The organism is Protofrankia sp. CiP1_Cm_nod3, assembly GCF_982290655.1.
In genome coordinates, this window is the sequence record NZ_CEVIVD010000038.1 from 1 (window position 1) to 22,471 (window position 22,471).

The 22,471-nt window shown below is 71.8% G+C and carries 14 protein-coding genes and 2 rRNA genes; 12 read left to right on the forward strand and 4 right to left on the reverse strand.

Annotation, left to right across the window (positions count from 1 at the left end):
• Positions 1–185: 185 nt before the first annotated feature.
• From AC5LUJ_RS09935 to AC5LUJ_RS09945, 3 genes are all read left to right on the forward strand, one after another.
• A 23S ribosomal RNA gene (locus AC5LUJ_RS09935) occupies positions 186–3,268 on the forward strand.
• 69 nt (positions 3,269–3,337) lie between these two features.
• Positions 3,338–3,454, forward strand: a 5S ribosomal RNA gene (gene rrf / locus AC5LUJ_RS09940).
• A 2,298-nt stretch (positions 3,455–5,752) separates the two neighbouring features.
• A complete protein-coding gene (locus AC5LUJ_RS09945; protein ID WP_493464816.1) occupies positions 5,753–6,517 on the forward strand; it encodes a tetratricopeptide repeat protein in 765 nt (254 codons plus the stop codon).
• Positions 6,518–6,608: 91 nt separating this feature from the next.
• Here AC5LUJ_RS09945 and AC5LUJ_RS09950 read toward each other — a convergent pair whose 3' ends face one another.
• Positions 6,609–8,048 carry a DUF1015 family protein gene (locus AC5LUJ_RS09950; protein WP_250292062.1) on the reverse strand — a complete coding sequence of 480 codons (1,440 nt, stop codon included), beginning with the start codon at positions 8,046–8,048 and terminating at the stop codon, positions 6,609–6,611.
• A gap of 659 nt (positions 8,049–8,707) precedes the next feature.
• On the opposite strand from AC5LUJ_RS09950, the gene AC5LUJ_RS09955 reads away from it, so the two are divergent.
• Complete coding sequence (locus AC5LUJ_RS09955; protein ID WP_445548477.1) at positions 8,708–9,382, forward strand: tetratricopeptide repeat protein; 675 nt, start codon at positions 8,708–8,710, stop codon at positions 9,380–9,382.
• A complete protein-coding gene (locus AC5LUJ_RS09960; protein ID WP_493464817.1) occupies positions 9,379–10,779 on the forward strand; it encodes an HAD-IIA family hydrolase in 1,401 nt (466 codons plus the stop codon). Before AC5LUJ_RS09955 ends, AC5LUJ_RS09960 begins: the two co-directional genes overlap by 4 nt.
• Positions 10,780–11,064: 285 nt before the next feature.
• On the opposite strand, the gene AC5LUJ_RS09965 is transcribed toward AC5LUJ_RS09960, so the two are convergent.
• The gene (locus tag AC5LUJ_RS09965) at positions 11,065–11,403 is read right to left on the reverse strand and encodes an SCP2 sterol-binding domain-containing protein (protein WP_250281845.1); all 339 of its coding nucleotides are present in this window, start codon (positions 11,401–11,403) and stop codon (positions 11,065–11,067) included.
• A 670-nt stretch (positions 11,404–12,073) separates the two neighbouring features.
• On the opposite strand from AC5LUJ_RS09965, the gene AC5LUJ_RS09970 reads away from it, so the two are divergent.
• From AC5LUJ_RS09970 to AC5LUJ_RS10000, 7 genes are all read left to right on the forward strand, one after another.
• Positions 12,074–13,258: a TlyA family RNA methyltransferase gene (locus AC5LUJ_RS09970; RefSeq protein WP_250281843.1), complete on the forward strand. Its 1,185-nt coding sequence runs from the start codon at positions 12,074–12,076 to the stop codon at positions 13,256–13,258.
• 13 nt (positions 13,259–13,271) lie between these two features.
• Positions 13,272–14,159 (forward strand): NAD kinase, encoded by an 888-nt coding sequence (locus AC5LUJ_RS09975; protein WP_250281842.1) that lies wholly within the window; start codon positions 13,272–13,274, stop codon positions 14,157–14,159.
• A gap of 81 nt (positions 14,160–14,240) precedes the next feature.
• Complete coding sequence (recN, locus tag AC5LUJ_RS09980; RefSeq protein ID WP_250281840.1) at positions 14,241–15,986, forward strand: DNA repair protein RecN; 1,746 nt, start codon at positions 14,241–14,243, stop codon at positions 15,984–15,986.
• Positions 15,987–16,001: 15 nt separating this feature from the next.
• A complete protein-coding gene (locus AC5LUJ_RS09985; RefSeq protein ID WP_250281838.1) occupies positions 16,002–16,328 on the forward strand; it encodes a hypothetical protein in 327 nt (108 codons plus the stop codon).
• 450 nt (positions 16,329–16,778) lie between these two features.
• Positions 16,779–17,408: a malonic semialdehyde reductase gene (locus AC5LUJ_RS09990; RefSeq protein ID WP_250281836.1), complete on the forward strand. Its 630-nt coding sequence runs from the start codon at positions 16,779–16,781 to the stop codon at positions 17,406–17,408.
• Between the two features lie 497 nt (positions 17,409–17,905).
• Positions 17,906–19,678: a CTP synthase gene (pyrG, locus tag AC5LUJ_RS09995; protein WP_445548475.1), complete on the forward strand. Its 1,773-nt coding sequence runs from the start codon at positions 17,906–17,908 to the stop codon at positions 19,676–19,678.
• A 215-nt stretch (positions 19,679–19,893) separates the two neighbouring features.
• Positions 19,894–20,499, forward strand: coding sequence for an NUDIX domain-containing protein (locus AC5LUJ_RS10000; protein ID WP_250281860.1), 606 nt, complete (start codon positions 19,894–19,896; stop codon positions 20,497–20,499).
• Positions 20,500–20,579: 80 nt separating this feature from the next.
• Here the strand turns inward: AC5LUJ_RS10000 and AC5LUJ_RS10005 are convergent, their stop codons facing one another.
• A complete protein-coding gene (locus AC5LUJ_RS10005) occupies positions 20,580–21,413 on the reverse strand; it encodes a PKD domain-containing protein (protein ID WP_493464818.1) in 834 nt (277 codons plus the stop codon).
• 104 nt (positions 21,414–21,517) lie between these two features.
• A complete protein-coding gene (locus tag AC5LUJ_RS10010; RefSeq protein ID WP_250281834.1) occupies positions 21,518–22,162 on the reverse strand; it encodes a hypothetical protein in 645 nt (214 codons plus the stop codon).
• Positions 22,163–22,471: the final 309 nt, after the last annotated feature.

The window sequence follows — 22,471 nt, forward strand, 5'->3', positions numbered from 1 at the left end:
CCTTGTGGGCGGTTCTGCTGGATGCTGGTTCTCACCTGCTGGTGGGGGTGGTGTCTGGTGGGGTTGTCTGCGTGTGCGGACCATCTGCTGTCGTGGGACTGCCGGCCGGGTGCTGGTGGGCCGTGGCGGGGTGGGTGGGGCCGTCTGTATCTTGAGAACTACACAGTGGACGCGAGCATCTTTGTGGCCAAGTTAGTAAGGGCACACGGTGGATGCCTTGGCACCAGGAGCCGATGAAGGACGTGGGAGGCTGCGATATGCCTCGGGGAGCTGTCAACCGAGCTATGATCCGAGGATTTCCGAATGGGGAAACCCGGCAGGGCTTGAAATCCTGTCACCCGCGCCTGAACACATAGGGCGCGTGGAGGGAACGCGGGGAAGTGAAACATCTCATTACCCGCAGGAAGAGAAAACAACCGTGATTCCGTGAGTAGTGGCGAGCGAAAGCGGATGAGGCTAAACCGATGGCGTGTGAGAGCCGGCAGGCGTTGCGTGGTCGGGGTTGTGGGAGCGTTCGGGCGGGTCTGCCGATCCGTCGAGGAGTGAGAAAGCGTCGTGTTAGTCGAAGGCCATGCGAATGGGCTGCCGTAGAGGGTAAGAGTCCCGTAGGCGAAAGCATGGCGTCTCCTGAGCGTTTTCCCAAGTAGCACGGAGCCCGTGAAATTCCGTGTGAATCTGGCGGGACCACCCGCTAAGCCTAAATACTCCCTGGTGACCGATAGCGGACGAGTACCGTGAGGGAAAGGTGAAAAGTACCCCGGGAGGGGAGTGAAATAGTACCTGAAACCGTGTGCTTACAATCCGTGGGAGCGGGGGCGTGCCCCTGTGACCGCGTGCCTTTTGAAGAATGAGCCTGCGAGTTTGCGATGTGTGGCGAGGTTAACCCTTGTGGGGGAGCCGTAGCGAAAGCGAGTCCGAACAGGGCGTTTGAGTCGCATGTCCAAGACCCGAAGCCGAGTGATCTATCCATGGCCAGGTTGAAGCGCGGGTAAGACCGTGTGGAGGACCGAACCCACCAGGGTTGAAAACCTGGGGGATGAGCTGTGGATAGGGGTGAAAGGCCAATCAAACTCGGTGATAGCTGGTTCTCCCCGAAATGCATTTAGGTGCAGCGTCACGTGTTTCTTGCCGGAGGTAGAGCACTGGATGGCCTAGGGGGCCTACAAGCTTACTGAAGTCAGCCAAACTCCGAATGCCGGTAAGTGAAGCGTGGCAGTGAGACTGCGGGGGATAAGCTTCGTAGTCGAGAGGGAAACAGCCCAGATCGCCAGCTAAGGCCCCTAAGCGTGCGCTAAGTGGGAAAGGATGTGGAGTCGCGGAGACAACCAGGAGGTTGGCTTAGAAGCAGCCACCCTTGAAAGAGTGCGTAATAGCTCACTGGTCAAGTGGTTCTGCGCCGACAATGTAGCGGGGCTCAAGCGCACCGCCGAAGCTGCGGCATACACACGTGTGTGTATGGGTAGGGGAGCGTCGTGTGGCGTGTGAAGCGGCGGGGTGACCCAGCCGTGGATGCTACACGAGTGAGAATGCAGGCATGAGTAGCGCATGACGGGTGAGAATCCCGTCCGCCGAATGACTAAGGGTTCCTGGGGCAGGCTGATCCGCCCAGGGTAAGTCGGGACCTAAGGCGAGGCCGACAGGCGTAGTCGATGGATAACGGGTTGATATTCCCGTACCGGCGCTGACGCGCCCATGCTGAACCCGGTTCGTGCTAACCGTCCGAGCCATGTCCTGCTTTCGGGCAGGGGGTGGGGAGCGCGGGATCCCGGCTGGTAGTAGGCAAGCGATGGGGTGACGCAGGAGGGTAGTCCAACCCAGGCGGTGGTTGTCCTGGGGCAAGGGTGTAGGGCGAGGCATAGGTAAATCCGTGTCTTGTGTGCCTGAGACCTGATGCCGAGCCGATTGTGGTGAAGTGGATGATCCCATGCTGCCGAGAAAAGCCTCTAGCGAGTGTCAGGGCCGCCCGTACCCGAAACCGACACAGGTGGTCAGGTAGAGAATACCAAGGCGAGCGAGTGAACTGTGGTTAAGGAACTCGGCAAAATGCCCCCGTAACTTCGGGAGAAGGGGGGCCGTTGTCCGTGTAGGGGCTGTGCCCCCGAAGCGGATAGTGGCCGCAGAGACCAGGGGAAAGCGACTGTTTACTAAAAACACAGCTCCGTGCGAAGTCGTAAGACGATGTATACGGAGTGACGCCTGCCCGGTGCTGGAACGTTAAGGGGACGGGTTAGCATTTCGGTGCGAAGCTCAGAACTTAAGCGCCAGTAAACGGCGGTGGTAACTATAACCATCCTAAGGTAGCGAAATTCCTTGTCGGGTAAGTTCCGACCTGCACGAATGGCGTAACGACTTTCCTACTGTCTCAACCACAGACTCGGCGAAATTGCATTACGAGTAAAGATGCTCGTTACGCGCGGCAGGACGGAAAGACCCCGGGACCTTTACTATAGCTTGATATTGGTGCTCGGTTCGGCTTGTGTAGGATAGGTGGGAGACTGTGAAGTCGGAACGTCAGTTTCGGTGGAGTCGCTGTTGAAATACCACTCTGGTCGAATTGGGTGTCTAACTTCGGTCCGTGATCCGGATCAGGGACAGTGTCAGGTGGGTAGTTTAACTGGGGCGGTTGCCTCCTAAAGAGTAACGGAGGCGCCCAAAGGTTCCCTCAGCCTGGTTGGCAATCAGGTGTCGAGTGCAAGTGCACAAGGGGGCTTGACTGTGAGACAGACATGTCGAGCAGGTGCGAAAGCAGGGACTAGTGATCCGGCGGTGGCTGGTGGAAGCGCCGTCGCTCAACGGATAAAAGGTACCCCGGGGATAACAGGCTGATCTTGCCCAAGAGTCCATATCGACGGCAAGGTTTGGCACCTCGATGTCGGCTCGTCGCATCCTGGGGCTGGAGTAGGTCCCAAGGGTTGGGCTGTTCGCCCATTAAAGCGGTACGCGAGCTGGGTTTAGAACGTCGTGAGACAGTTCGGTCCCTATCCGCCGCGCGCGCAGGAGACTTGAGAAGGGCTGTCCCTAGTACGAGAGGACCGGGACGGACGAACCTCTGGTGTGCCAGTTGTTCTGCCAAGAGCACGGCTGGTTGGCTACGTTCGGGAGGGATAACCGCTGAAAGCATCTAAGCGGGAAGCCTGCTTCGAGATGAGGTCTCCCACAGGGTGAACCTGGTAAGGCCCCCGAGTAGATGATCGGGTTGATAGGCCGGAGGTGGGCGTACGGTAACGTATGGAGCTGACCGGTACTAATAGGCCGAGGGCTTGTCCTCGAAGGTGTTGCGCGTCCACTGTGTGGTTCTGGGGGTATGGCCGGTTTCCGGTTGTATTCTGGTGAGTGTTTCGGTGGTTATAGCGAAGGGGAAACGCCCGGTTCCATTCCGAACCCGGTAGCTAAGCCCTTCTGCGCCGATGGTACTGCGTGGGTGACCGCGTGGGAGAGTAGGTCGCTGCCGGACTTGGTTGTGGTGGGGAGGGGCTGCCCGGTTTCGGGTGGCCCCTCCTTGCTGTGCGGGGAAACCTCTACGGGAACCCCCGTGGGAACCTGTTGGTGGTCGAGGTGCCGCCCCCGGCCGCGGTGAGGTACCGGCGCGGCGGGAACCGGCATGGGCGGGGGATGAAGCCCGTCCTGTGGGCCGCTTCCGCTGCGTGAGGCGGCCGGATGATGTTCCGTGCGGTGTGCGCCGGGAGCCGCGGGATGAAGGGTTGTCGGCGTGGTGGTGGATGATGGGGATGTGATGTCGGTGCAGGGAGGCGGCCAGATGCGGACGACTGGAGGCACGGGGGGTCGTTCCGGCCGTCAGCCGCGGGATGGCCGCGGCTATCCGGAGGGCCCGGCCGTGACGGTGGGAGCTGGAAGGTCCGGTGGGCGGGCAACCGCTCGTCGGACGGTGAACGGCCGGGGGAAGGCAGCGGCCAGCGCGACGGAAAGCCTCGCGGAGAAGCGGTGGCGCGGGGCCCGTGAGGCTCGCCGTACCACCGGCGGAGGCCAGTACGTCCGCCAGGATCGGCAGGCCCGTGGTCAGGCCGCCCGCGACCAGGCGATGACGAACGTCCATGGTGACAGGATCCGTGGCGACAGAAGCGGCAACGGGAGCACGGGCGGGTATGGCCGGGCGGCCCGCGGCGCCGACCCGGATCGCCGTCCGGGCCGGCACGGCCCGGACGAGCGGGCTGCGGGCGCGCGGTCCGCTGCCAGCGCTCGAGGTGGGCCGGGGATCCGGCCGGGTCGCCCCCACGATGATTCCGACCGTCGTTCGGCCCGCCCCGCGGGTACACGCGGTGAAGCACGGCAGGGTGAGTCACGGCAGCCGGCAGGAAACCGTCACCCGGATCGCGGGGCAGGCAGCGGGCACGACGGCCGGGCCAACGGCAACCGGGCGGATGGATTCCGACAGTCCCGACCGTCGACAGGCAGATCGCAACCAGCGGGCTCCCGCTCCGACCGGCCGTGGTCGGCGGCGAAGGGAGCCGAGGGAGCGAACGTCCCACGGAATTCCCGACAGGCCTCCGCGGGCCCTTCCGGGGGGCGCTCCTTCACACAGCGCTCTTCCACACAGTGGCGGGATGCCGCGCAGCCGTCACGCCCTTCCGGTGATTTCTCCGGCCGACGTGGGCCGGGGCAGTCCGGACAGGCGTCCGGAGCCGGCCGTGCCGGCGGGTCGTCACGTGCTGATGCCGAGCGGCGCGGTCACGGCTCGGCCGGGCGCACGCCTGGCACGGGATCCGGCGCCGGCCATTCCGGACCGTCTTCGCGGACGCCGTCGAGTGGGGGCCGGTACGGGCGGCCCGACCAGCGCCGTGACGACCGTTCCTCCTCCCAGGGGCAGCGGGGCTCCTCCTCCCCGGGGCAGGGCTTCTCCCGGGGAGCGGGCCGTGGTGGCGGCTACGACGCCGGTAGCCGTACCGTTGGCGGCCCGGCCGACAGTTCGGCCCCTCGCGGCCCGGCCACTGACAGGCCGGGCGGGGCACCGCCGCGGGGAGCCTCCCGTCCGTCGGCTCATCCGTCGGCCCGTTCGTCGGCCGGCTCCGATCGTCGCGATGACAGCCGGGCACCTCGCGTGTCCGGCGGCACCGACCGGTCACCGATCAACCGGCCATTGACCGACCGGCGCGACGGGCCCGGCGATGGCCGGCGGGCGCCTGGTACCGAGTCGCGGCCTGTCACCGCCTCCCCGCGGGAATCCCAGGAGGTCAGGGACACCCGGGCGCGGGACCAACGCAGTTATGATCATGACGTTCGAGGTGCCGCGGCCCGGGGCTCCGGCGCGGCCGGGCCGGACCAGGCCGCGGCAGGCCCGCGGGATTCCGGCCACTCGCGGGGCGCCGACCGACCAGGCGCCGACCGCACCCGGCCCGGCGAGCATGACGCTGGCCGGCAGGACCATGACAGGAACCGGCAGGACCACCCCGGAAGGAAGACCCCGGGAGCGGACCGGCGGACATCGGGCGCCTCGCCGGCATCAGGCGCTCCAGCGGGACGCCGGAGCGGCCCCGGGCCGTCGGGGTCCAGGCCGGGACGCGCTGGCGGGGCAGCCGGGACGGATCGTCGTGGCGCGGCCGGTGCCGCCCACCGCCGTCCGGATGCCTCGGCGGGTTCCCCGGCGTCCCCGCGCGGTGGCGCGGGCGCCGGCCGGGGAGCTGGGCGTCCCGGCCGGCCGGCGGCACCGGAGCTGCCGGACGAAGCCCGCGCCGAACTCCTCGACTTCGAGGTCACGCGGGAGCTGCGCGGGCTGGGCGCGTCCCTGGCCGAACCGGTGGCCCGGCATCTGGTGGCCGCGGGCATGTACCTCGACGAGGACCCCGCGCTCGCGCTCGCGCACGCCCGCGCGGCCGCGGGGCTGGCGTCCCGGATCGCCGTCGTCCGGGAGGCGGTCGGGCTTGCGGCCTACCACGCGGGGGAGTTCGCCACGGCGCTCGCCGAGCTGCGTGCGGCACGCCGCATCGACGGGTCCCCACGGCACCTTGCCGTGATGGCGGATGCCGAGCGGGGGCTCGGGCGTCCCGAGCGCGCCCTGCTGCTCGCCCGTGATCCGGGGGCGGCCGAACTCGACGAGGAGGCCCGGGCCGAGCTGCTGATCGTCCTGTCGGGCGCGCGGCGTGATCTGGGTGAGCCGGAGGCCGCGGTTCTGCTGCTGCAGGACGAGGCGGCTGCCGCCGGCGTGCGGCCGTGGAGCGCGAGGCTCTGGTACGCCTACGCGGAGGCGCTGCTGGCCGCGGGCCGTCCCGCCGACGCGGCACGCTGGTTCGCCTCCGCGGCGACCGTCGACGACACCCAGCAGACCGACGCCGCGGACCGTGCCACGGAGCTGGACGCCGCGGAGCCGGACATCCTGGGGCCGGACATCGCGGGGCTGGACATCGTGGGGCTGGGCGCCGCAGGGCTGGACATCGCGGAGCCGGACATCGTGGGGCTGGGCGCCGCGGAGCCGGACATCGTGGGGCTGGATGCCGCGGAGCCGCCGGAGGACGAAGCGGTTCCTCCCGTTCAGGAGCCCGAGCGGGGTCCGGGGGCCGGATAGGACCTTCGAACCGGACGGCCGGGGCGCTCTCCCGGCCGTCCGGTCGTCTGCCGCTGGCTGCCTCATGCCTCGGTCAACGGCACCGGTGCGGTTACTCGTCCAGCGGGCGGATCAGCAGGCCGCTGCGCGGCTTGGGCGTGAACAGCGTCGACTTGCGCGGCATCCGTTCGCCGGCCGCGGCCACGGCGGCGACGTCCGCGGCCGGGGTCGGGTTCAACAGCAGCGCGATCGCGGCGTCCGGCGCCGCCACGTCGGCACCGGCCGTGGACGTATTGGACGCGGACGCCGCGGCACCGCCGGCCACCACTGCCGCCGTGGTGTCGCCGGGCGCGGGCACCGCCGCTGTTGCCGCTGCCCCTGTTGCCGCTGCCGCTGCCGCTGCCGCTGTGGCGATCGCGGTGGCGGCGTCATGCCGGTAGCCGACCACGTCCTCGGTGTCCGCCAGCCCCCAGACTTTTGTGATCAGCGCGAGATGCGCGACGGTGACGTCGAGCTGGCGGAAGGCGGCGGAGCGGTCCGCCGGCAGCGCGTCGGCGAGCAGCACCGGGTCCGGGCGCGTCAGCAGGAACGCCGCCCGGCCGTCAGTGATCACGAAGGCGTGGCCGTCCTGGCCGGCCTTGGCCAGCTCACCGAGCAGATACGTGCCAGCGGGGTCGCCGACAGCGTCCAGCGGCTTCACCTGGAACACCGTCCCGGCGCGGCGGACGGCTTCGCTGAGGGCCAGGCCGTGTACGACCCGGTGGATCGCATGGACCCGTGGGCCGGACACCCGGGCGTCCACCAGGAAGGCCAGGCCGAAGTCCCAGGGGCCGCCGCCGTGACCCGCCGTGTGGCGGTCGGCCTGGTAACGGCGGTAGGTGGCGTACCGGTGGTGGCCGTCGGCGATCACCGCCCGCCGTCCGTACAGATCGTCGGCGACGGCGGCGAGCCGCTCCTGGTCGGTCAGCGCCCAGATGCGGTGGGTGACACCGTCGTCGGTCGCCGTGGTCAGGAGCGGTGTGCTCGTCACCGTCTCGGCGACGACCCGGCTGGCGGCCCCGCCGCCCTCGTACAACAGGAAGATCGGCTCGAGGTTCGCCCCGGTGGCCACGGTCAGGGCCAGCCGGTCGGTGACCGGGCCGGTCATGGTGTTCTCGTGCGGCAGGATGATCCCCGCGTCCGGGTCGGCCAGCGCCACCGCACCGACCAGGCCTCGCTGGACGTGCCCGTCCTGGGCCTGCTCGTACACGTACAGCGCCGGGCGTTCGTCGCGGCGCAGGACCGCGTCGGCGGTCCAGGCGCGCAGGGTGTCCGCGGCCCGCCGGTAGCGGCTTCCCGGGGAGTCCTCGTCGTCGCGGGGGAGGATGAGCCGGACGGCGTTGTGCGGATGCCGTGCCTCCAGCGCGGTGACACCGGCGGCGTCGATCACGTCGTAGGGCGGGGCGGTCCGTGACGCCAGCTCCGCACCGTCGTCCGCGGCATACCGCAGGGCCCGGAACGGGGCCAGGACCAGTCCGCCAGGTGAGGGTGGTGCCGGGACGGGAGCAGCCATGCGGCGATCGTATGGGTCCAGCCGCCACCGACGCCGCCGGCATCGAACGGGCCTGGCATCGAACGGGCACCGCCGGCACCGGGACGGGCACCGGGCTGGCAGCCCGCCGACGGGCACGGAACCGGCGGGCGGCGACCGGCGTCGGAGGAACCTGTGCCGCCGTGGACGCCATCGACACCGGCCGGTGCCGTCGGCCCCTGCCTTGCGCGGACGCCCTGCGGGCGCCGCCGGCAGCGGAGGAAACTCGTGGGCTGCGCGGTCGGCGAGGTATGCGACGTCCTGCGGGCGCCGCCGGCACTGGAGGAAGCCCGTGGCGCCGAGCCCGGCCGGCGACCAGGTCCGCCTGCGGGCGCCGCCGGCAGCGGAGGAAGCGCGTCCCGCGGTGGAAGGGACGGCGGGCGGTGAGGCGACGAAATGGTACGCACCTCCACCGATCGGCGCGATCGGTGGGAGCGGGGGGTGGTTTCCGGCGACACTGGGAGCTGGGCCTCGGCCACCGGCGTCTGGCCATGTGGGTGCCGACGTCGGCATATCGGAGGTGCATCGAAGGTTCAGACGGGTACCGGGGCGCGGATGCCACCGGGTCGCGGCACGGCAGGAAACGCAGGGAAAGCCAGGACAGGCAAACAGAGCCAGGACAGGCAACGAGGGAGGCGCGGATGTCCGGCGGGCACGACGGACCGGTTGCCGGCGAGGGGAGGGGCCCCCGCGACGAGTGGCTGCCCGCGAGCCTGGGGCGCATCCCCGACACCCCTCCCGCTCCTGGCACCCCCGTTCCCGCCAACACCCCGGCCGCTGGCACCCCTGCTCCTGGCGGTGACAGCGCGGCCGGCGCCGAGGGGGCCGGTACCGTCCCGGGCGCCAGCGGGTCCGGCGCCAGCGGTACTGCAGATGCCGCCGGCGTCGGCGATGCCACCCAGCTGGGTGGTGGCAGCCCCGGTGGCAGTCCTGGCGGTGAGGTCTACGACTGGTACACCCGGGGTGTCGCCCTGCTCGACCGGGGCAACGCCAACGCCGCGGTCCAGCTGCTCGCCCATGCCGTGGCCGCCGAACCGGGCTCGCGCAGCGTCCGGGAGGCGTTGGCCCGGGCCCAGTTCGACGCCGGCCAGTACGGCGCGGCCCGGGAGAGCTTCGCCTGGATCGTCGCCCACGACCCGACCGACGACTACGCCCAGTTCGGGCTCGGCATGGCGGCTCGCCGCACCGGTGACCTGCGCGCGGCGGTGGAGCATCTGGCGCTCGCCGTCGCGATGCGTCCGGACCTCGGGCACTACGGGCAGGCGCTGCGGGGTGTGCGGGCCGCGCTCAACCGGCCGGTGCGGGGACGGCCGTGACCCACGGCCTGGGCCTGTCCACCCAGCCGGCCGGCCCGGATGAGCCGGGGGCCCCGAGCGAGACGGGCGAGTGGGGTGGGCCGGGTGGGCCGCTGTCGGCGTCGCCGGCCCCGCTCGTCGACGTCCACGACGCCGCCCTGATGGACCTCGACGGGGTGGTGTACCGCGGCTCCGAGGCGGTGCCCCACGCGGCGCCGGCCATCGCCGCCGCCCGTGGACGCGGGATGCGGACGGTGTTCGTCACCAACAACGCGCTGCGGACGCCGGCCCGGGTCGCCGAGCGGCTGCGTTCCTTCGGGGTGCTCGCGGCGCCGGCCGACGTGGTCACCTCCGCGCAGGCGGCGGCGCGGCTGCTCGCCGGACGCCTGCCCCGCGGGGCGGCCGTCCTGGTCGCCGGCGGCGAGGGCCTGCGCGAGGCGGTGCGGGACGTGGGCCTGCGGCCGGTGACCACCGCGGGGGAGGGGCCGGCTGCGGTGGTGCAGGGCTTCGACCCCGCCATCGGCTACGCCCGGCTCGCCGAGGCCGCGCTCGCGATCCAGGCGGGCGCGCTGTGGGTTGCGAGCAACACCGACGCCTCGGTACCAACCGAACGCGGCCTGCTGCCCGGCAACGGCTCACTGGTCGCGATGCTGCGGACCGCGACCGGGGCGGTCCCTCTGGTGGCCGGCAAGCCGGAGCGGGCGCTGCACGAGGAGTCGGTCCGCCGTGCCGGCGCCCGCTCGCCACTGATCGTCGGCGACCGGCTCGACACCGACATCGCCTCCGCCGTCCGTTCGGGCACGCCGTCCCTGCTGGTGCTCACCGGGGTGACCGGCAAGGGCGAGCTCCTGCGCGCCGGGGCGCACTATCGGCCGACCTATGTCGCGGCCGATCTGCGGGGCCTGTTCGTACGTCATCCGGGCACCCGGCTGTCGGTGTCGGCCGCTGGTGACGGGGCTACCGCCGGCCCGGCGGACGAGGCGTGGCCGGACAGGGTGCCGGACAGGGTGCCGGACGAGGTGGAGGCGTTCTGCGGCCGGTGGGCGGCCCGGGTGCGGGCGGGGACACTGACCTGGCGGAGAGTACGTCCGGCGGGCCGGCCCGCCGACCGGTCGGAGGCTGTGCGCATCACCGACGGTGACAGCCCTGGGCGTGGGGGCAGGGAAAGCCCGTCGGGCAGCGCTTCGCCCAGGGACGCCGTGTGGGCACGGGAGGGCGTGCGGGACGAGGGCGTGCGGGACGAGGGTGTGCGGGACGAGGGTGTGCGGGACGAGAACGTGCGGGATGAGGGTGTGTGGGACGACGGCCTGGACGCGCTGCGGGCGGCGTGCGTGGCCGCCTGGGCGGCGGCGGACGCGGGTGGCCCCGTGCGCGAACTGGCCGGCGGCCGCCCACCCGGCTGCGCCGACCTTGCCTGACGCGCTTGCCTGACGCGCTTGCCTCCCGAGACGTGGTTGTCCCGCCTGACGGGATCCCGTCAGGAACGTTCCCGGTGGCATCGCGCGATGGCCTGGCGGGCCGGCCGCCGCGGGTATCGCCCGCGGGCACATGACCGGCCGTCCGCAGACGATGATCATCCATCGTGGACGGCGATCCACGGATGATCCGCGGGATGGCCTACAGGGCGGGAAGGCCTGCCGGAAGGAACGCATCCTGTCGGCGAAGGCCGACCGCTGGATCGGCGCGGTCCGCTACCGGAAGGCCTACAGGAAGGAACGCATCCGCAGCAGGTCCCACATGCTGGCGTCCACCTTCAGTCGGCCACTGCTCCACGCAGATGTAAGCTCTAGGCTGCCATCGGTAACGGCGATCAGATCGTCGCTGTTCACCGTGACGGTCACCTGCCCAGCCGCGCCGTTGCCTTCACTGATATTGAGGACGCTGCCGTCACGCAGTTCCGCGCAGAAACTCGCCCCGAGATCAGGAATCCGACACACGATCGTGCGGTCGGGTGCGAGCCTGCGCAGACGCTCGTCGGCGAGTTCGTTGAGCCGCTCCGCCAGCGTGTGCAACGCCGTCGCGCACTGCTGCATGGTCGCCATACCGGTCGATTCCTCTCTCCGGCCAGGTCCGTACCGTGCCCTGCCGGCCGTCGCTCGTCAACAGATAGCAGCGGGCTGCCTTCCGCTGCCGGTCGGTGGCGGCGATACTGCCCGTCGCGCCGAGGCGCTTCGGTCGCGATGCACCCGGCTGCGACAGTCAATACCGTGGACGGGATCCGACATGCTGGATGGGACGACAGCGGCGTGCCGCGGGACGACGCCCCTGCCACCACCGTCACGGAAGAGGACACCGTATGACCGTTGACGTCCCGGACGACGTCCAGGCCGCGCGTGCCCGGGTGGAGCGGCTGCCGACGCTGCCGGTGTCGGCCCACGTCGCTGTCTTCGAAGAGGTCCACCGGCTCCTGGACGGCGTGCTGGCGGACCTGGACGGGCTCGCCAGCACCTCACCGCGGCCGGAGGCCGCCGGTGGCCCGGCCGGTGGGCCGGATCCGCGGGGCCGGGATGCCGTCTCCCCGTCACGGGCGCCCGGGCCGCCGGGACCTCGCCAACAGGGCACGGGGCCGCGCCCACCTGGCCTGGGCGGGCCTCGGCCGCAGCCGTCTGGGCTGTCTGGGCCGGCTGGGCCTAGCTCAGGCGGCCCTCGGCCGGGGCCGCCGCCCGCGGCGGCCGGCCGGGCACCGGCGTGACCGGGGCGAGGCGTCCTGTCGTGGCTCGCCGGGCACGGCTGGACCGTGAGCTCGTCCGGCGCGGCCTGGTGCGCTCCCGTGAGCAGGCCGGCGAGGCGATCGCGGGGGGACGGGTCCGGGTGGCCGGGCGGCCGGCGACCAAGCCCGCCACGGTCGTCGACGACACGACACCCATTGTGATCGTCGCCGGTGACGATCCCGGCTATGTGTCGCGGGGCGCTCACAAACTGCTCGCGGCCCTGTCCGCCTTCGGCGGGAACGCCACCGGCCAGCGGACCACTGGAAGCAGCGCTACTGGAAGCAGCGCCACCGGCGGCATCGGAAATACCGGCAGCGCCGATGGCGGCACGGCCGGAGGCGCCAGCGGCACCACCGGAAGCGGCGTCAGCGGCACGGCCGGAGGGACCGGCAATGTTTCCGAAGAGGCTCGCGGTGCGGCCGTCGGCACCGACGCGGGCGCCGACGCGGGCGCGGGCCGGCTGCGGGTGGCCGGGCGGCGCTGCCTGGACGCCGGGGCGTCCACCGGTGGTTTCACCGACGTGTTGCTGCGCCATGACGCCGCCGAGGTCGTGGCGGTCGACGTCGGGTACGGCCAGCTGGCCTGGCGGCTGCGCACCGACCCCAGGGTCACCGTCCTCGAGCGCACCAACGTCCGTTTCCTCACCGCGGAGGCGATCGGCGGGCCGGTCGACGTGGTCGTGGCCGACCTGTCGTTCATCTCGCTGCGGCTGGTGCTGCCGGCGCTGCGGGCCTGCGCCCGGCCGGCGGCCGACTTCGTCGTCCTGGTCAAACCGCAGTTCGAGGTCGGGCGCGCGGGCCTCGGGCCGGGCGGGGTGGTGCGCGACGTGGCCCTGCACGCCCACGCGGTGTGTCAGGTCGCGGATGCCGCGGCCGAACTGTCGCTGGGCGTGCGTGGCGTCGTCGCGAGCCCGCTGCCCGGGCCGGCGGGCAACGTGGAGTACCTGCTGTGGCTTGTCGGGGGCGCCCCGCCCATGCCACCGCCGCGGCTGACCGATGCGGTCGCCGCCGCGATCGCGGCCGGCCCGGCTGGTGGTCGCGCCACCACCGTCCCCCACTCCGGTCCCGTCCCTGACACCGCTGCTGTCCCCGACACCGCTGCTGTCCCTACCGCCGATTCTCTCCCCACCGCCTATCCTGGTTTCGATCCCGAGCCGTCCACCGAGCGTGACGAGGGCCGCCGATGAGCCGGAAAGCCCAGTGAGCCGGGAAGTCCTGGTGGTCACCCACCCGCGCCGTTCGGTCGTCCGGGAGATCGCACAACGGGTGCTGGACCAGTTCGTCGCCGCCGGGGTCGCCCCGCGGGTCCTGCGGGACGAGGCCGAACTGCTCGACCTGCGCTGCGACAACGTCGTCCCGCCCGACGACGCCGCCGCGTTCGGGGTCGAGCTGGTCCTCGTGCTCGGCGGGGACGGTAGCCTGCTGCGCGGGGCGGAGTTCGCGCGCACCGCCGACGCGCCGCTGCTCGGCGTCAACCTCGGCCATGTCGGTTTCCTCGCCGAGGCCGAGCCGGACGCGCTGGAGTCCACGGTTGACCATGTCGTCCGCAAGGACTACCAGGTCGAGGAGCGGATGACCGTCGACGTGGCGGTCCGCCACCGCGGCGAGCTGGTCTACGAGGGCTGGGCGCTCAACGAGATGTCGCTGGAGAAGGTCGACCGCGCCCGGATGCTCGAGTGCGTCGTCGAGGTCGACAACCGCCCGCTGTCCCGGTGGGGGTGCGACGGCATGATCTGTTCGACCCCGACCGGGTCGACGGCGTACGCGTTCTCGGTCGGCGGCCCGGTGATGTGGCCGGGTGTCGAGGCCCTGCTGGTCGCGCCGATCAGCGCCCACGCCCTGTTCGCGCGTCCGCTGGTGCTGGCCCCGACGTCGTCGGTCGCGATCGAGGTGCTGCCCGCCACGCCGGCCGTGCTGTCCTGCGACGGCCGGCGGTCGGTGGACGTCGAGGCGTTCTCCCGGATCGAGGTCGTGCGGGGCCGCCGCCCGGTGCGGCTCGCCGTGGTGCGCCCACGCCCCTTCACCGACCGGCTGGTCGCGAAGTTCGACCTCCCGGTGGCCGGCTGGCGGGGACGCGGGGGCCGGTGAACGCAGCGCGGCCACCCGCGCCGGCGGTGTGTCGCCCGGGCGGGCGGCGGCGCGGGCGCCGCACCCCATAGAGTCACGTTTGTGCTCGAGGAGGTTCGCATCCGCGGGCTCGGGGTCATCGACGACGCCGTGCTCGAGCTGGCGCCCGGCCTGACCGTGGTCAGCGGCGAGACCGGAGCCGGCAAGACCATGATCGTCCAGGGGCTCGGGCTGCTCACCGGCGGGCGCGCGGACGCCGGCCTGGTGCGCCCCGGCACGGCACGGGCCTTCGTCGACGGGCGGATGATCGTCCCGCCGGACGGCCCGGTGGCCGAACGGGTCCGCGACGCCGGTGGCGAGTGCGACGAGGACGGCCTTCTCCTCGGGCGGACGCTGACGGCCGAGGGCCGTTCCCGCGCGCACGTCGGCGGCCGGGCGGTGCCCGCCAGCGTCCTCGCCGAGGTCACCGACGGGCTGATCGCCATCCACGGCCAGTCCGACCAGCAGCGGCTGCTGCGGGCCGGAGAGCAGCGCGCCGCCCTCGACCGGTTCGCCGGCGACGCGGTCGCCCGGCCGCTGGCCGCCTACGCCACCGCCTACGCCCGGCTGCGCACCGTCTCCGCCCGGCTCGCCGAGATCACCGGCCGGGCCCGGGAGCGTGCCGCCGAGGCCGAGCTGCTGCGGGCCGGGCTCGCCGAGATCGAGAAGGTCGATCCCCGCCTCGGCGAGGACGCCGCGCTCGATGCCGAACTGCGCCGGCTGGAGCATGCCGAGACGCTCGCGCAGGCCGCCAGCGGCGCCCACGCCGTGCTGGTGTCCGACCCCGCCACCGGCGACAGCGTGCCGGGCGCCACCGACCTGGTGGGGACCGCCCACCGCGTGGTCGCGGCGGAGGCGTCCCTCGACCCGGCCCTGTCCGAGCTGGCCGACCGTCTGCGGGAGGCCGGGATGCTGCTCGCGGACGTCGCCGCGGACCTGGCCTCCTACGCCGCCGGGATCGACTCCGACCCGGCCCGGCTCGCCGCCGCCGCGGACCGCCGGGCGGCGCTGACGTCCCTTGCCCGCGCGCACGGCACCGACCTGGCCGGTGCCCTGGAATGGGCCGACCAGGCCGGGCGCCGCCTGCTCGAGCTCGACTCCGACTCCGACCAGGCCGGCGCGTGGGCGTCCGAACGCGACCGGCTGGTCACCGAGCTCGCCGGGCTCGCCGTGCGGATCTCCGCCGCCCGCGGGGACGCGGCGGAGAAGTTCGCCGAGGCGGTCGCGGCCGAGCTCGCCGGCCTGGCGATGCCGCGGGCCAAGGTCGAGGCGGTCGTCACGCAGCGTCCCGATCCGGCCGGCCTCCCCGTGGCCGGGCAGGTGCTCGCCTACGGCCCCACCGGGGTGGACGAGGTGGAGCTGCGGCTCGTACCGCATCCCGGGGCTCCGTCACGCCCGGTGCACAAGGGGGCGTCCGGGGGTGAGCTGTCCCGAGTGATGCTCGCCATCGAGGTCGTGCTCGCGGCCGGCGACGTCGCCACGACGATGGTCTTCGACGAGGTCGACTCCGGTGTGGGCGGGCGGGCCGCGGTCGAGGTCGGACGCCGCCTCGCCCGGCTGGCACGCACACACCAGGTGATCTGCATCACCCATCTGCCCCAGGTGGCGGCCTTCGCCGACCGCCATCTGGTGATCAACAAGGCCGACGACGGCTCGGTGACCCGCAGCGGGGTGACAGCCCTCGACGACACCGGCCGGGTCCGTGAGCTCTCCCGGATGCTCGCCGGCGTCGAGGAGAGCACGCTCGCCCGCGGCCACGCCGAGGAACTGCTCGCCAACGCCGCCGCCGACAAGGCCAACCTCCCCTGACCACGTCTGGGTTTTATGATTGCTACGCACGGTGGCAACAATGGTCGTACGGAATGGTCGTATGGCCACAACAATGGTCGTACGGCAGATGGCCCCGCCGCCGAGCCGCACCGCACCGAGTGCGTGATCAAGCACGGTGGCTCCGTCCCGGAAGGCCTCGTCCCGCGGGCCGACGCGCGCACCGGGCCTCGTGGATGCTCTGACGCAGCTGCCAGGGCTCGCGCGCGCCGGGTCCACGCGCGGCAACTACGGGAGATCGTCGAAGAGTACGAGCGGGAGCACGGCCCACTCGACATCGATGGCGTCCAGGACGCGCTGGCGGAATGGCCCGACAGCTCATGAGAGCGGAAGCTGTAGGTGGAAACCGTCGTCATCGCAGCGTTTTCCACCTACAGCTTCCGCGTTCGTAGGTGGTTTTCGTTGTCATGGTGACGTTTTCTGCCTACGGGCCAGGCGCGCACCACCGCCGGCCACGAGGGTGAGGCCGCAGCGAGTGGGACGTTCGGGGCAGGGGCGTCCGGTGGGGCATCGGGCGGGAAAACGTGGGGAAACCGGTCGTGGGGATGAAGGCGCCGCGGAGCAGGGCGAACCCGACGCGCGGACCATCCGCGGGGTGGCGGACCGCTCGCGGGGCGAGGGTCACAGCGGCGTGGGGATGGCGCGGATGTGGTTGTGCGTTCAAGTAGTGTCCTGTGAGGCCGCTGGGCGCCCGGCACGAGCAGTGACCGGGTTCCCAGCGGCCTGGGGATGCCGGACCCGTGACGACCTCGACCATCAGGAGTCCTGACTTTCATGACCGTCACCGACGCCGCCACCAGCGCCACCTCCGGCGCCGCCCTGGCACTGGACGCCGCCGCCGCGGATCTGTTGTTCCACACGGCCCAGACCGCGAACACCTTCAGCGACGAGCCAGTGTCCGACGAGCAGATCCGTGCCATCTACGACCTGGTCAAGTGGGCGCCGACCAGCATGAACTCCCAGCCGCTGCGGATCTTCCTGGTCCGTTCGCCCGAGGCGAGGGAGCGGCTGGTCGCGCATCTCAGCTCGGGTAACCAGGCCAAGACGCGGTCCGCGCCGCTGGCGGCCATCGTCGCCGCGGACGTCGACTTCCACGACAATCTGCCGCAGGTCTTTCCGCACCTGACGACGGCCAGGGACATCTTCGCCGAACCGACCTTCCGGGAGCACAGCGCGCGGTTCAACGCCGCCCTCCAGATCGGCTATTTCATTCTGGGCATCCGTGCCGCGGGACTCGCGGCCGGCCCGATGACCGGGCTCGACGCCGGCGCCGTCGACCGGGAGTTCTTCGCAGACAGGCCGCTGCGCACACTCGCGGTAATCAACATCGGCAGGCCGGGGGAGAACGCGTTCCGTTCCCGGTACCCCCGACTGGACTACGACCAGGTCATCTCCGTCCTCTGACAGCGACTTCCACCCGCCCGCCGTCCGCGTGGCTTCCTGCTGTTTTCCGAACCCCCGTCCGCGTCCCGCCCCGGCCGTCCGCGCCGCCCGCCCGGGGGCCACACTCCGAAGGATGTGAATGCGGTGCTGCCACAACAGCAGCGCATTCACGTCCTTCACATTTTTGTGAGCTGTTGCCCGCGTGAGATTTGGCGGAGCCCCAGGAACAATCCGAGGAACAGCGTGGGGCGGCGGGTGGCTGTGTTCGCGTGTTCTTGTGGGATTTTTGTCTGGTAGGGCGTTCGGCGAACGCGCGGCGGGCCGGATACGTGACCGTGCGGTTACGCGACGACTGGATGGTGATCACCTCCCGGGGGTGGTGGGTCTGTTGGATCATGATGGACGGGCGGCAGTTGTCTCGGGCGTGTCCCGACCCGGGGCGGGGGTGTTACCGTGAAATCCCGTGGACCGGCCGGGTACGGGTGTCCGGCCGGCGCAACCCACGGAAGGGTCCCAGCGTGGCGCAGGCGCACGTGACCAGGCACATCTTCGTGACCGGAGGGGTCGCCTCCAGTCTCGGCAAGGGGCTCACCGCCTCCAGCCTCGGTCGTCTCCTCAAGGCTCGTGGCCTCCGGGTCACCATGCAGAAGCTCGACCCCTACCTCAACGTCGACCCCGGCACGATGAACCCGTTCCAGCACGGGGAGGTCTTCGTCACCGACGACGGCGCCGAGACCGACCTCGACATCGGCCACTACGAACGGTTCCTGGACGTCAACCTCGACGGCAGCGCCAACGTCACCACCGGCCAGGTCTACTCGCAGGTGATCGCCCGCGAGCGCCGCGGTGGCTACCTCGGCCAGACGGTGCAGGTCGTCCCGCACATCACCGACGAGATCAAGGAGCGGATCCGCAGGCTCGCCACCGATGCCTGGGACGTGGTCATCACCGAGGTGGGCGGCACCGTCGGCGACATCGAGTCACTGCCCTACCTGGAGGCGATCCGCCAGGTACGGCACGAGGTCGGACGGGACAACGTCCTGACCGTCCACGTCAGCCTGGTGCCCTACCTGGCGCCGTCCGGGGAGCTGAAGACCAAGCCCACGCAGCATTCGGTGGCGGCGCTGCGCAGCATCGGCCTGCAGCCGGACGCGCTGGTCTGCCGGTCCGACCGGCCGCTGCCGGCCGCGCTCAAGAACAAGATCGCCCTGATGTGCGACGTGGACGACGAGGCCGTCGTCGGCGCGCCGGACGCGGCCTCGATCTACGACATCCCCAAGGTGCTGCACCGGGAGGGCCTCGACGCCTACGCGGTCCGCCGCCTGGGCCTGCCCTTCCGGGACGTCGACTGGACCGAGTGGGACACCCTGCTGCGCCGCGTCCACCGCCCGGCCAAGCTGGTCACGGTGGCGATCGTCGGCAAGTACGTCGACCTGCCCGACGCCTACCTGTCGGTCACCGAGGCGCTGCGGGCGGGCGGGTTCGCGGTGGACGCCCGGGTGGAGATCCGCTGGGTGCCCGCGGACACCTGCTCGTCCCCGCAGGCCACCGCGGTCGCGCTGGGCGGGGTGGACGGCGTGCTCGTGCCCGGCGGCTTCGGCATCCGCGGGATCGAGGGGAAGATCGAAGCGCTCCGGCACGCGCGGACGAACGGGATCCCGGCCCTGGGCCTGTGTCTGGGCCTGCAGTGCATGGTCGTCGAAGCGGCCCGCAACATGGCTGGGCTCACCGACGCGAACTCCACCGAGTTCGACTCGGACACGCCGCATCCGGTGATCTCCACGATGGCCGGCCAGCAGGCCGTGGTCGCCGGGGAACGGGACATGGGCGGCACGATGCGCCTCGGGCTGTACGCGTGCGCGCTCGCGCCCGGAACGGTCGCCCGGCGCGTGTACGGGGCCGCGGAGGTCGACGAGCGCCACCGGCACCGCTACGAGGTCAACAACGGCTACCGCGACCGGCTCACCGCCGCCGGGCTGGTGATTTCCGGGACGTCGCCGGACGGACGGCTCGTCGAGGTTGTCGAACTGCCGGTGGAGGTCCATCCGTTCTACGTCGGCACCCAGGCGCATCCAGAGTTCCGGTCCCGGCCGACACGGGCCCACCCGCTGTTCCGCGCGCTGGCCGCGGCGGCGGTCACGCACGCCGAGCAGCGCACCGGGGTGCTGCCGGTCGAGCTGCCCGACGGCATCGCGGACGTGGACGCCCAGGAGATGGTGGACGGCCAGGGGATACCGGCCGAGGTGCAGTGCTGTGAGGAGCTGGTGCCGTCGTGGCCCCCTACAACGTGACAACCGGCAGCGAGACGGCCGGCAGCGAGACGGCCGGCAGCGAGACGGCCGGCAGCGAGACGGCCGGCAGTGCGGGAGCTGGCAGTGCGGGGGAGCCCGGCGTGCGGGAACCGGACGGGGCATGGTCGGACGCTCCGTCCGTGGACAGTGCGCCCGCGGCTGGCGCGCCGTCCGCGGCGGCGAGCTACCGCTCCGACAGCGGGCACCGCTACGAGGTGGTGGAGTCCGACGTCGTCTTCACCGGGCGGATCATCCGGCTGCGCCGGGACATCGTGCGGATGCCGGACGGCGTGGTGTCCCAGCGTGACGTCATCATGCACCCCGGCGCGGTCGGGGTGGTCGCGTTGGACGAGTCCGGGCGGGTGGTGATGGTCAACCAGTACCGTCACCCCGTCCGCCGGCCTCTGTGGGAGCTGCCCGCCGGCATCCTCGACATCCCCGGGGAGCCGCTGGCGGCCGCCGCCGCCCGCGAGCTCGCCGAGGAGGCCCATCTCACGGCCGCCCGCTGGGACCTGCTCGTCGACGTCCTGGCCTCGCCCGGGATGACCGACGAGGCGTACCGCGTCTTTCTCGCCCGCGAGCTGGCGGTGATCCCGCCGTCGCGGCGGCACGTCGGCGTCCACGAGGAGGCCGAGCTGCGCACGCGGCGGGTGGATCTCGACGAGGCGGTGGCCGACGTGCTGTCCGGGACCATCACCAACGCCATGGCTGTGATCGGCATCCTGGCGGCGGCGACGGCCCGCGCCGGCGGGTTCGCCGCCCTGCGCGCCGCGGACGCACCCTGGCCGGACCGCCCAGCACCAGGAGTGCCCGTTGGATAGCCATCCGTATCCGCCCGGCCGGCGCTTCAGCGGGCCGGACGGGCGGGTGGGCGGAGCGGGCCGGGGCAGGCGGTCTTGGGTCAGTCGTTGCCGGTGAGGACGCTGCCGGCCTCGTTCACGACGACGGGGGCGTTCGCGGCGAGGACCACCGGGTCCAGCGGGAATGCCTGCCCGACGCCGGGCACGGCGAACGTCCCCTGCCAGATCACCGTAAGTGTGATCGTGTAGGTGCCGGGCTGGCGGTAGGCGTGCGACACGTAGGCGTCGGGATGCTCCCGGGGTGAGATCGCCGGGTCGAAGGGGCGGCCGGGGGAGTCCGGGCCGGTCGCGCCGTCCCCGAAGTCCCACCGGTAGTGGGGGACCGCGGTGATCGTGGCGAGCACCGGCTGGTCGACGTTGAAGACGAAGGCCGGCGGGACCGGTGTGTACACCACCGTCGGCAGGTTGGCGAAGCTGCGCCCGCTCGGCGCGACGACGAGCGTGGGCTTGGGCAGCGCCTGTTCCCGCAGGTAGTTGGTGAGCGCGGCCTGGACCTGCGCGAGGGTCGGGGCGGCACCGGGCTGCGGGTCGCACAGCGCGTTCGTGTCAGCGGCCGCCTCCGGGGCGGTCACCCACAGCAGTTCCTCGAAGCCGGTGGTCTCGGCCCCGATGTTGCAGTAGTTCAGCGGGACGACGCAGTCCCCGCAGCCGCCGCCCGCCCGCCGGCCCGCGCCGGTCGCCGGCGTCCGCTGCAGCCGCCCGCCGACGAAGATGTAGGTGTATCCGCTGTCGGTGGCGCGGGTGTCGCAGTATCCCCACAGGGCCGCGCAGGACCCGCCGGTCCGCCCGTCCGGTGCGGCGGCGGCGGGTGACACCACCGGCGGGAGCATCCCGAGCAGGGACGCCGTGACGACAAGGAGCACGACCGCCAGCACTCTCCCGGGACCGCCCAGCCGCTCCGGTGGCCCCGGGCGTTCCAGATGTCCAGGGTGCTCCGGGCCGGGGCACGGGTGAGCGTGCGGGGACGGGGCTGCCCGCGTCACGACGGCCCCGTGGTGTACAGGACGTTCTGGATGCGCCAGCCCGCCGTGCTCAGCACCAGCGTCGCGGTGGCGGCGCGGGCCGGCTGGGCGGGATAGGTCCGGACGGTGTTGCCGGCGGCGTCGAGCAGCCGGACGGCTCTGATCGCCACGGTCGCGCGCGCGGTGGCGGTCCGCTCCCCGGGCGGATCCATGACGACCGGGCCGACGGCGAGCGGATCCACGTCGGCGTGCCCGCCCTGGTCGTGGAAACCGCGGGTGACACCGACGTCGAGCATGCACGTCTGGCATCCCGGCATGGCTGTCAGGCTCACGTCCGCCACCCGTCCCTCCCGACTGGCCGTGTTGATCTCCGTGAAGTACGCCCGTACCGTCGCCAGCGCCGTCCTGGCCGGGTCGGCGGGCGGCGGCCCGGACAGTGTGGCCGCCGCCGGTGACACGGGCCCGGCCGGGCCTGGATCGCCGGTGACCGGCCCGTCCGGCTGGCCGGCCGGGCCGAACGACTGCGCCCTGGGCGGAGCCGGGGCACCCGTGGTGGCCGCACTGCCGCCACAGCCGGCCGCCACCGTGAGGACGATGGCGGCCAGCAGACACCGGGCCGGCAGACACCGGGCGTGTCGTGGCGGTCCACTGTCTGTCCGCATCAGATGTGAGGATAGCCTCAGCCCTTTACACGTACGGACAGGGGCTGGCAAATCGCCCCGGCAGACGCGTCGTCCCAGGTGGTCGGGTGCGATCCGCGCGATATGGGCGGAGGCCGCCCGCCGGGCACCTACACTCACGTCGATGGCGAGCCACGTACATCGACGACGAGCGCGGGCGTGGGGATGGGTTGATGGGCTGATGGCCGGCGAGTCCGTTGTCGCCCCTGGCGGTGACCATGCTGTCTCTGAGGGTGACCGGCGCCCACCTGGCCTGACCGCGGCCCATACGGCCCATACGGCCGGTGCGGC

What these genes read in the sequence shown, in the direction of transcription:
- AC5LUJ_RS10010 (WP_250281834.1), bottom strand. Translation starts at nt 22,162, where the DNA reads ATGCGGACAGACAGTGGACCGCCACGACACGCCCGGTGTCTGCCGGCC.
- AC5LUJ_RS09955 (WP_445548477.1), top strand. Translation starts at nt 8,708, where the DNA reads ATGTCCGGCGGGCACGACGGACCGGTTGCCGGCGAGGGGAGGGGCCCC.
- AC5LUJ_RS09990 (WP_250281836.1), top strand. Translation starts at nt 16,779, where the DNA reads ATGACCGTCACCGACGCCGCCACCAGCGCCACCTCCGGCGCCGCCCTG.
- AC5LUJ_RS09950 (WP_250292062.1), bottom strand. Translation starts at nt 8,048, where the DNA reads ATGGCTGCTCCCGTCCCGGCACCACCCTCACCTGGCGGACTGGTCCTG.
- AC5LUJ_RS09965 (WP_250281845.1), bottom strand. Translation starts at nt 11,403, where the DNA reads ATGGCGACCATGCAGCAGTGCGCGACGGCGTTGCACACGCTGGCGGAG.
- AC5LUJ_RS09985 (WP_250281838.1), top strand. Translation starts at nt 16,002, where the DNA reads ATGATTGCTACGCACGGTGGCAACAATGGTCGTACGGAATGGTCGTAT.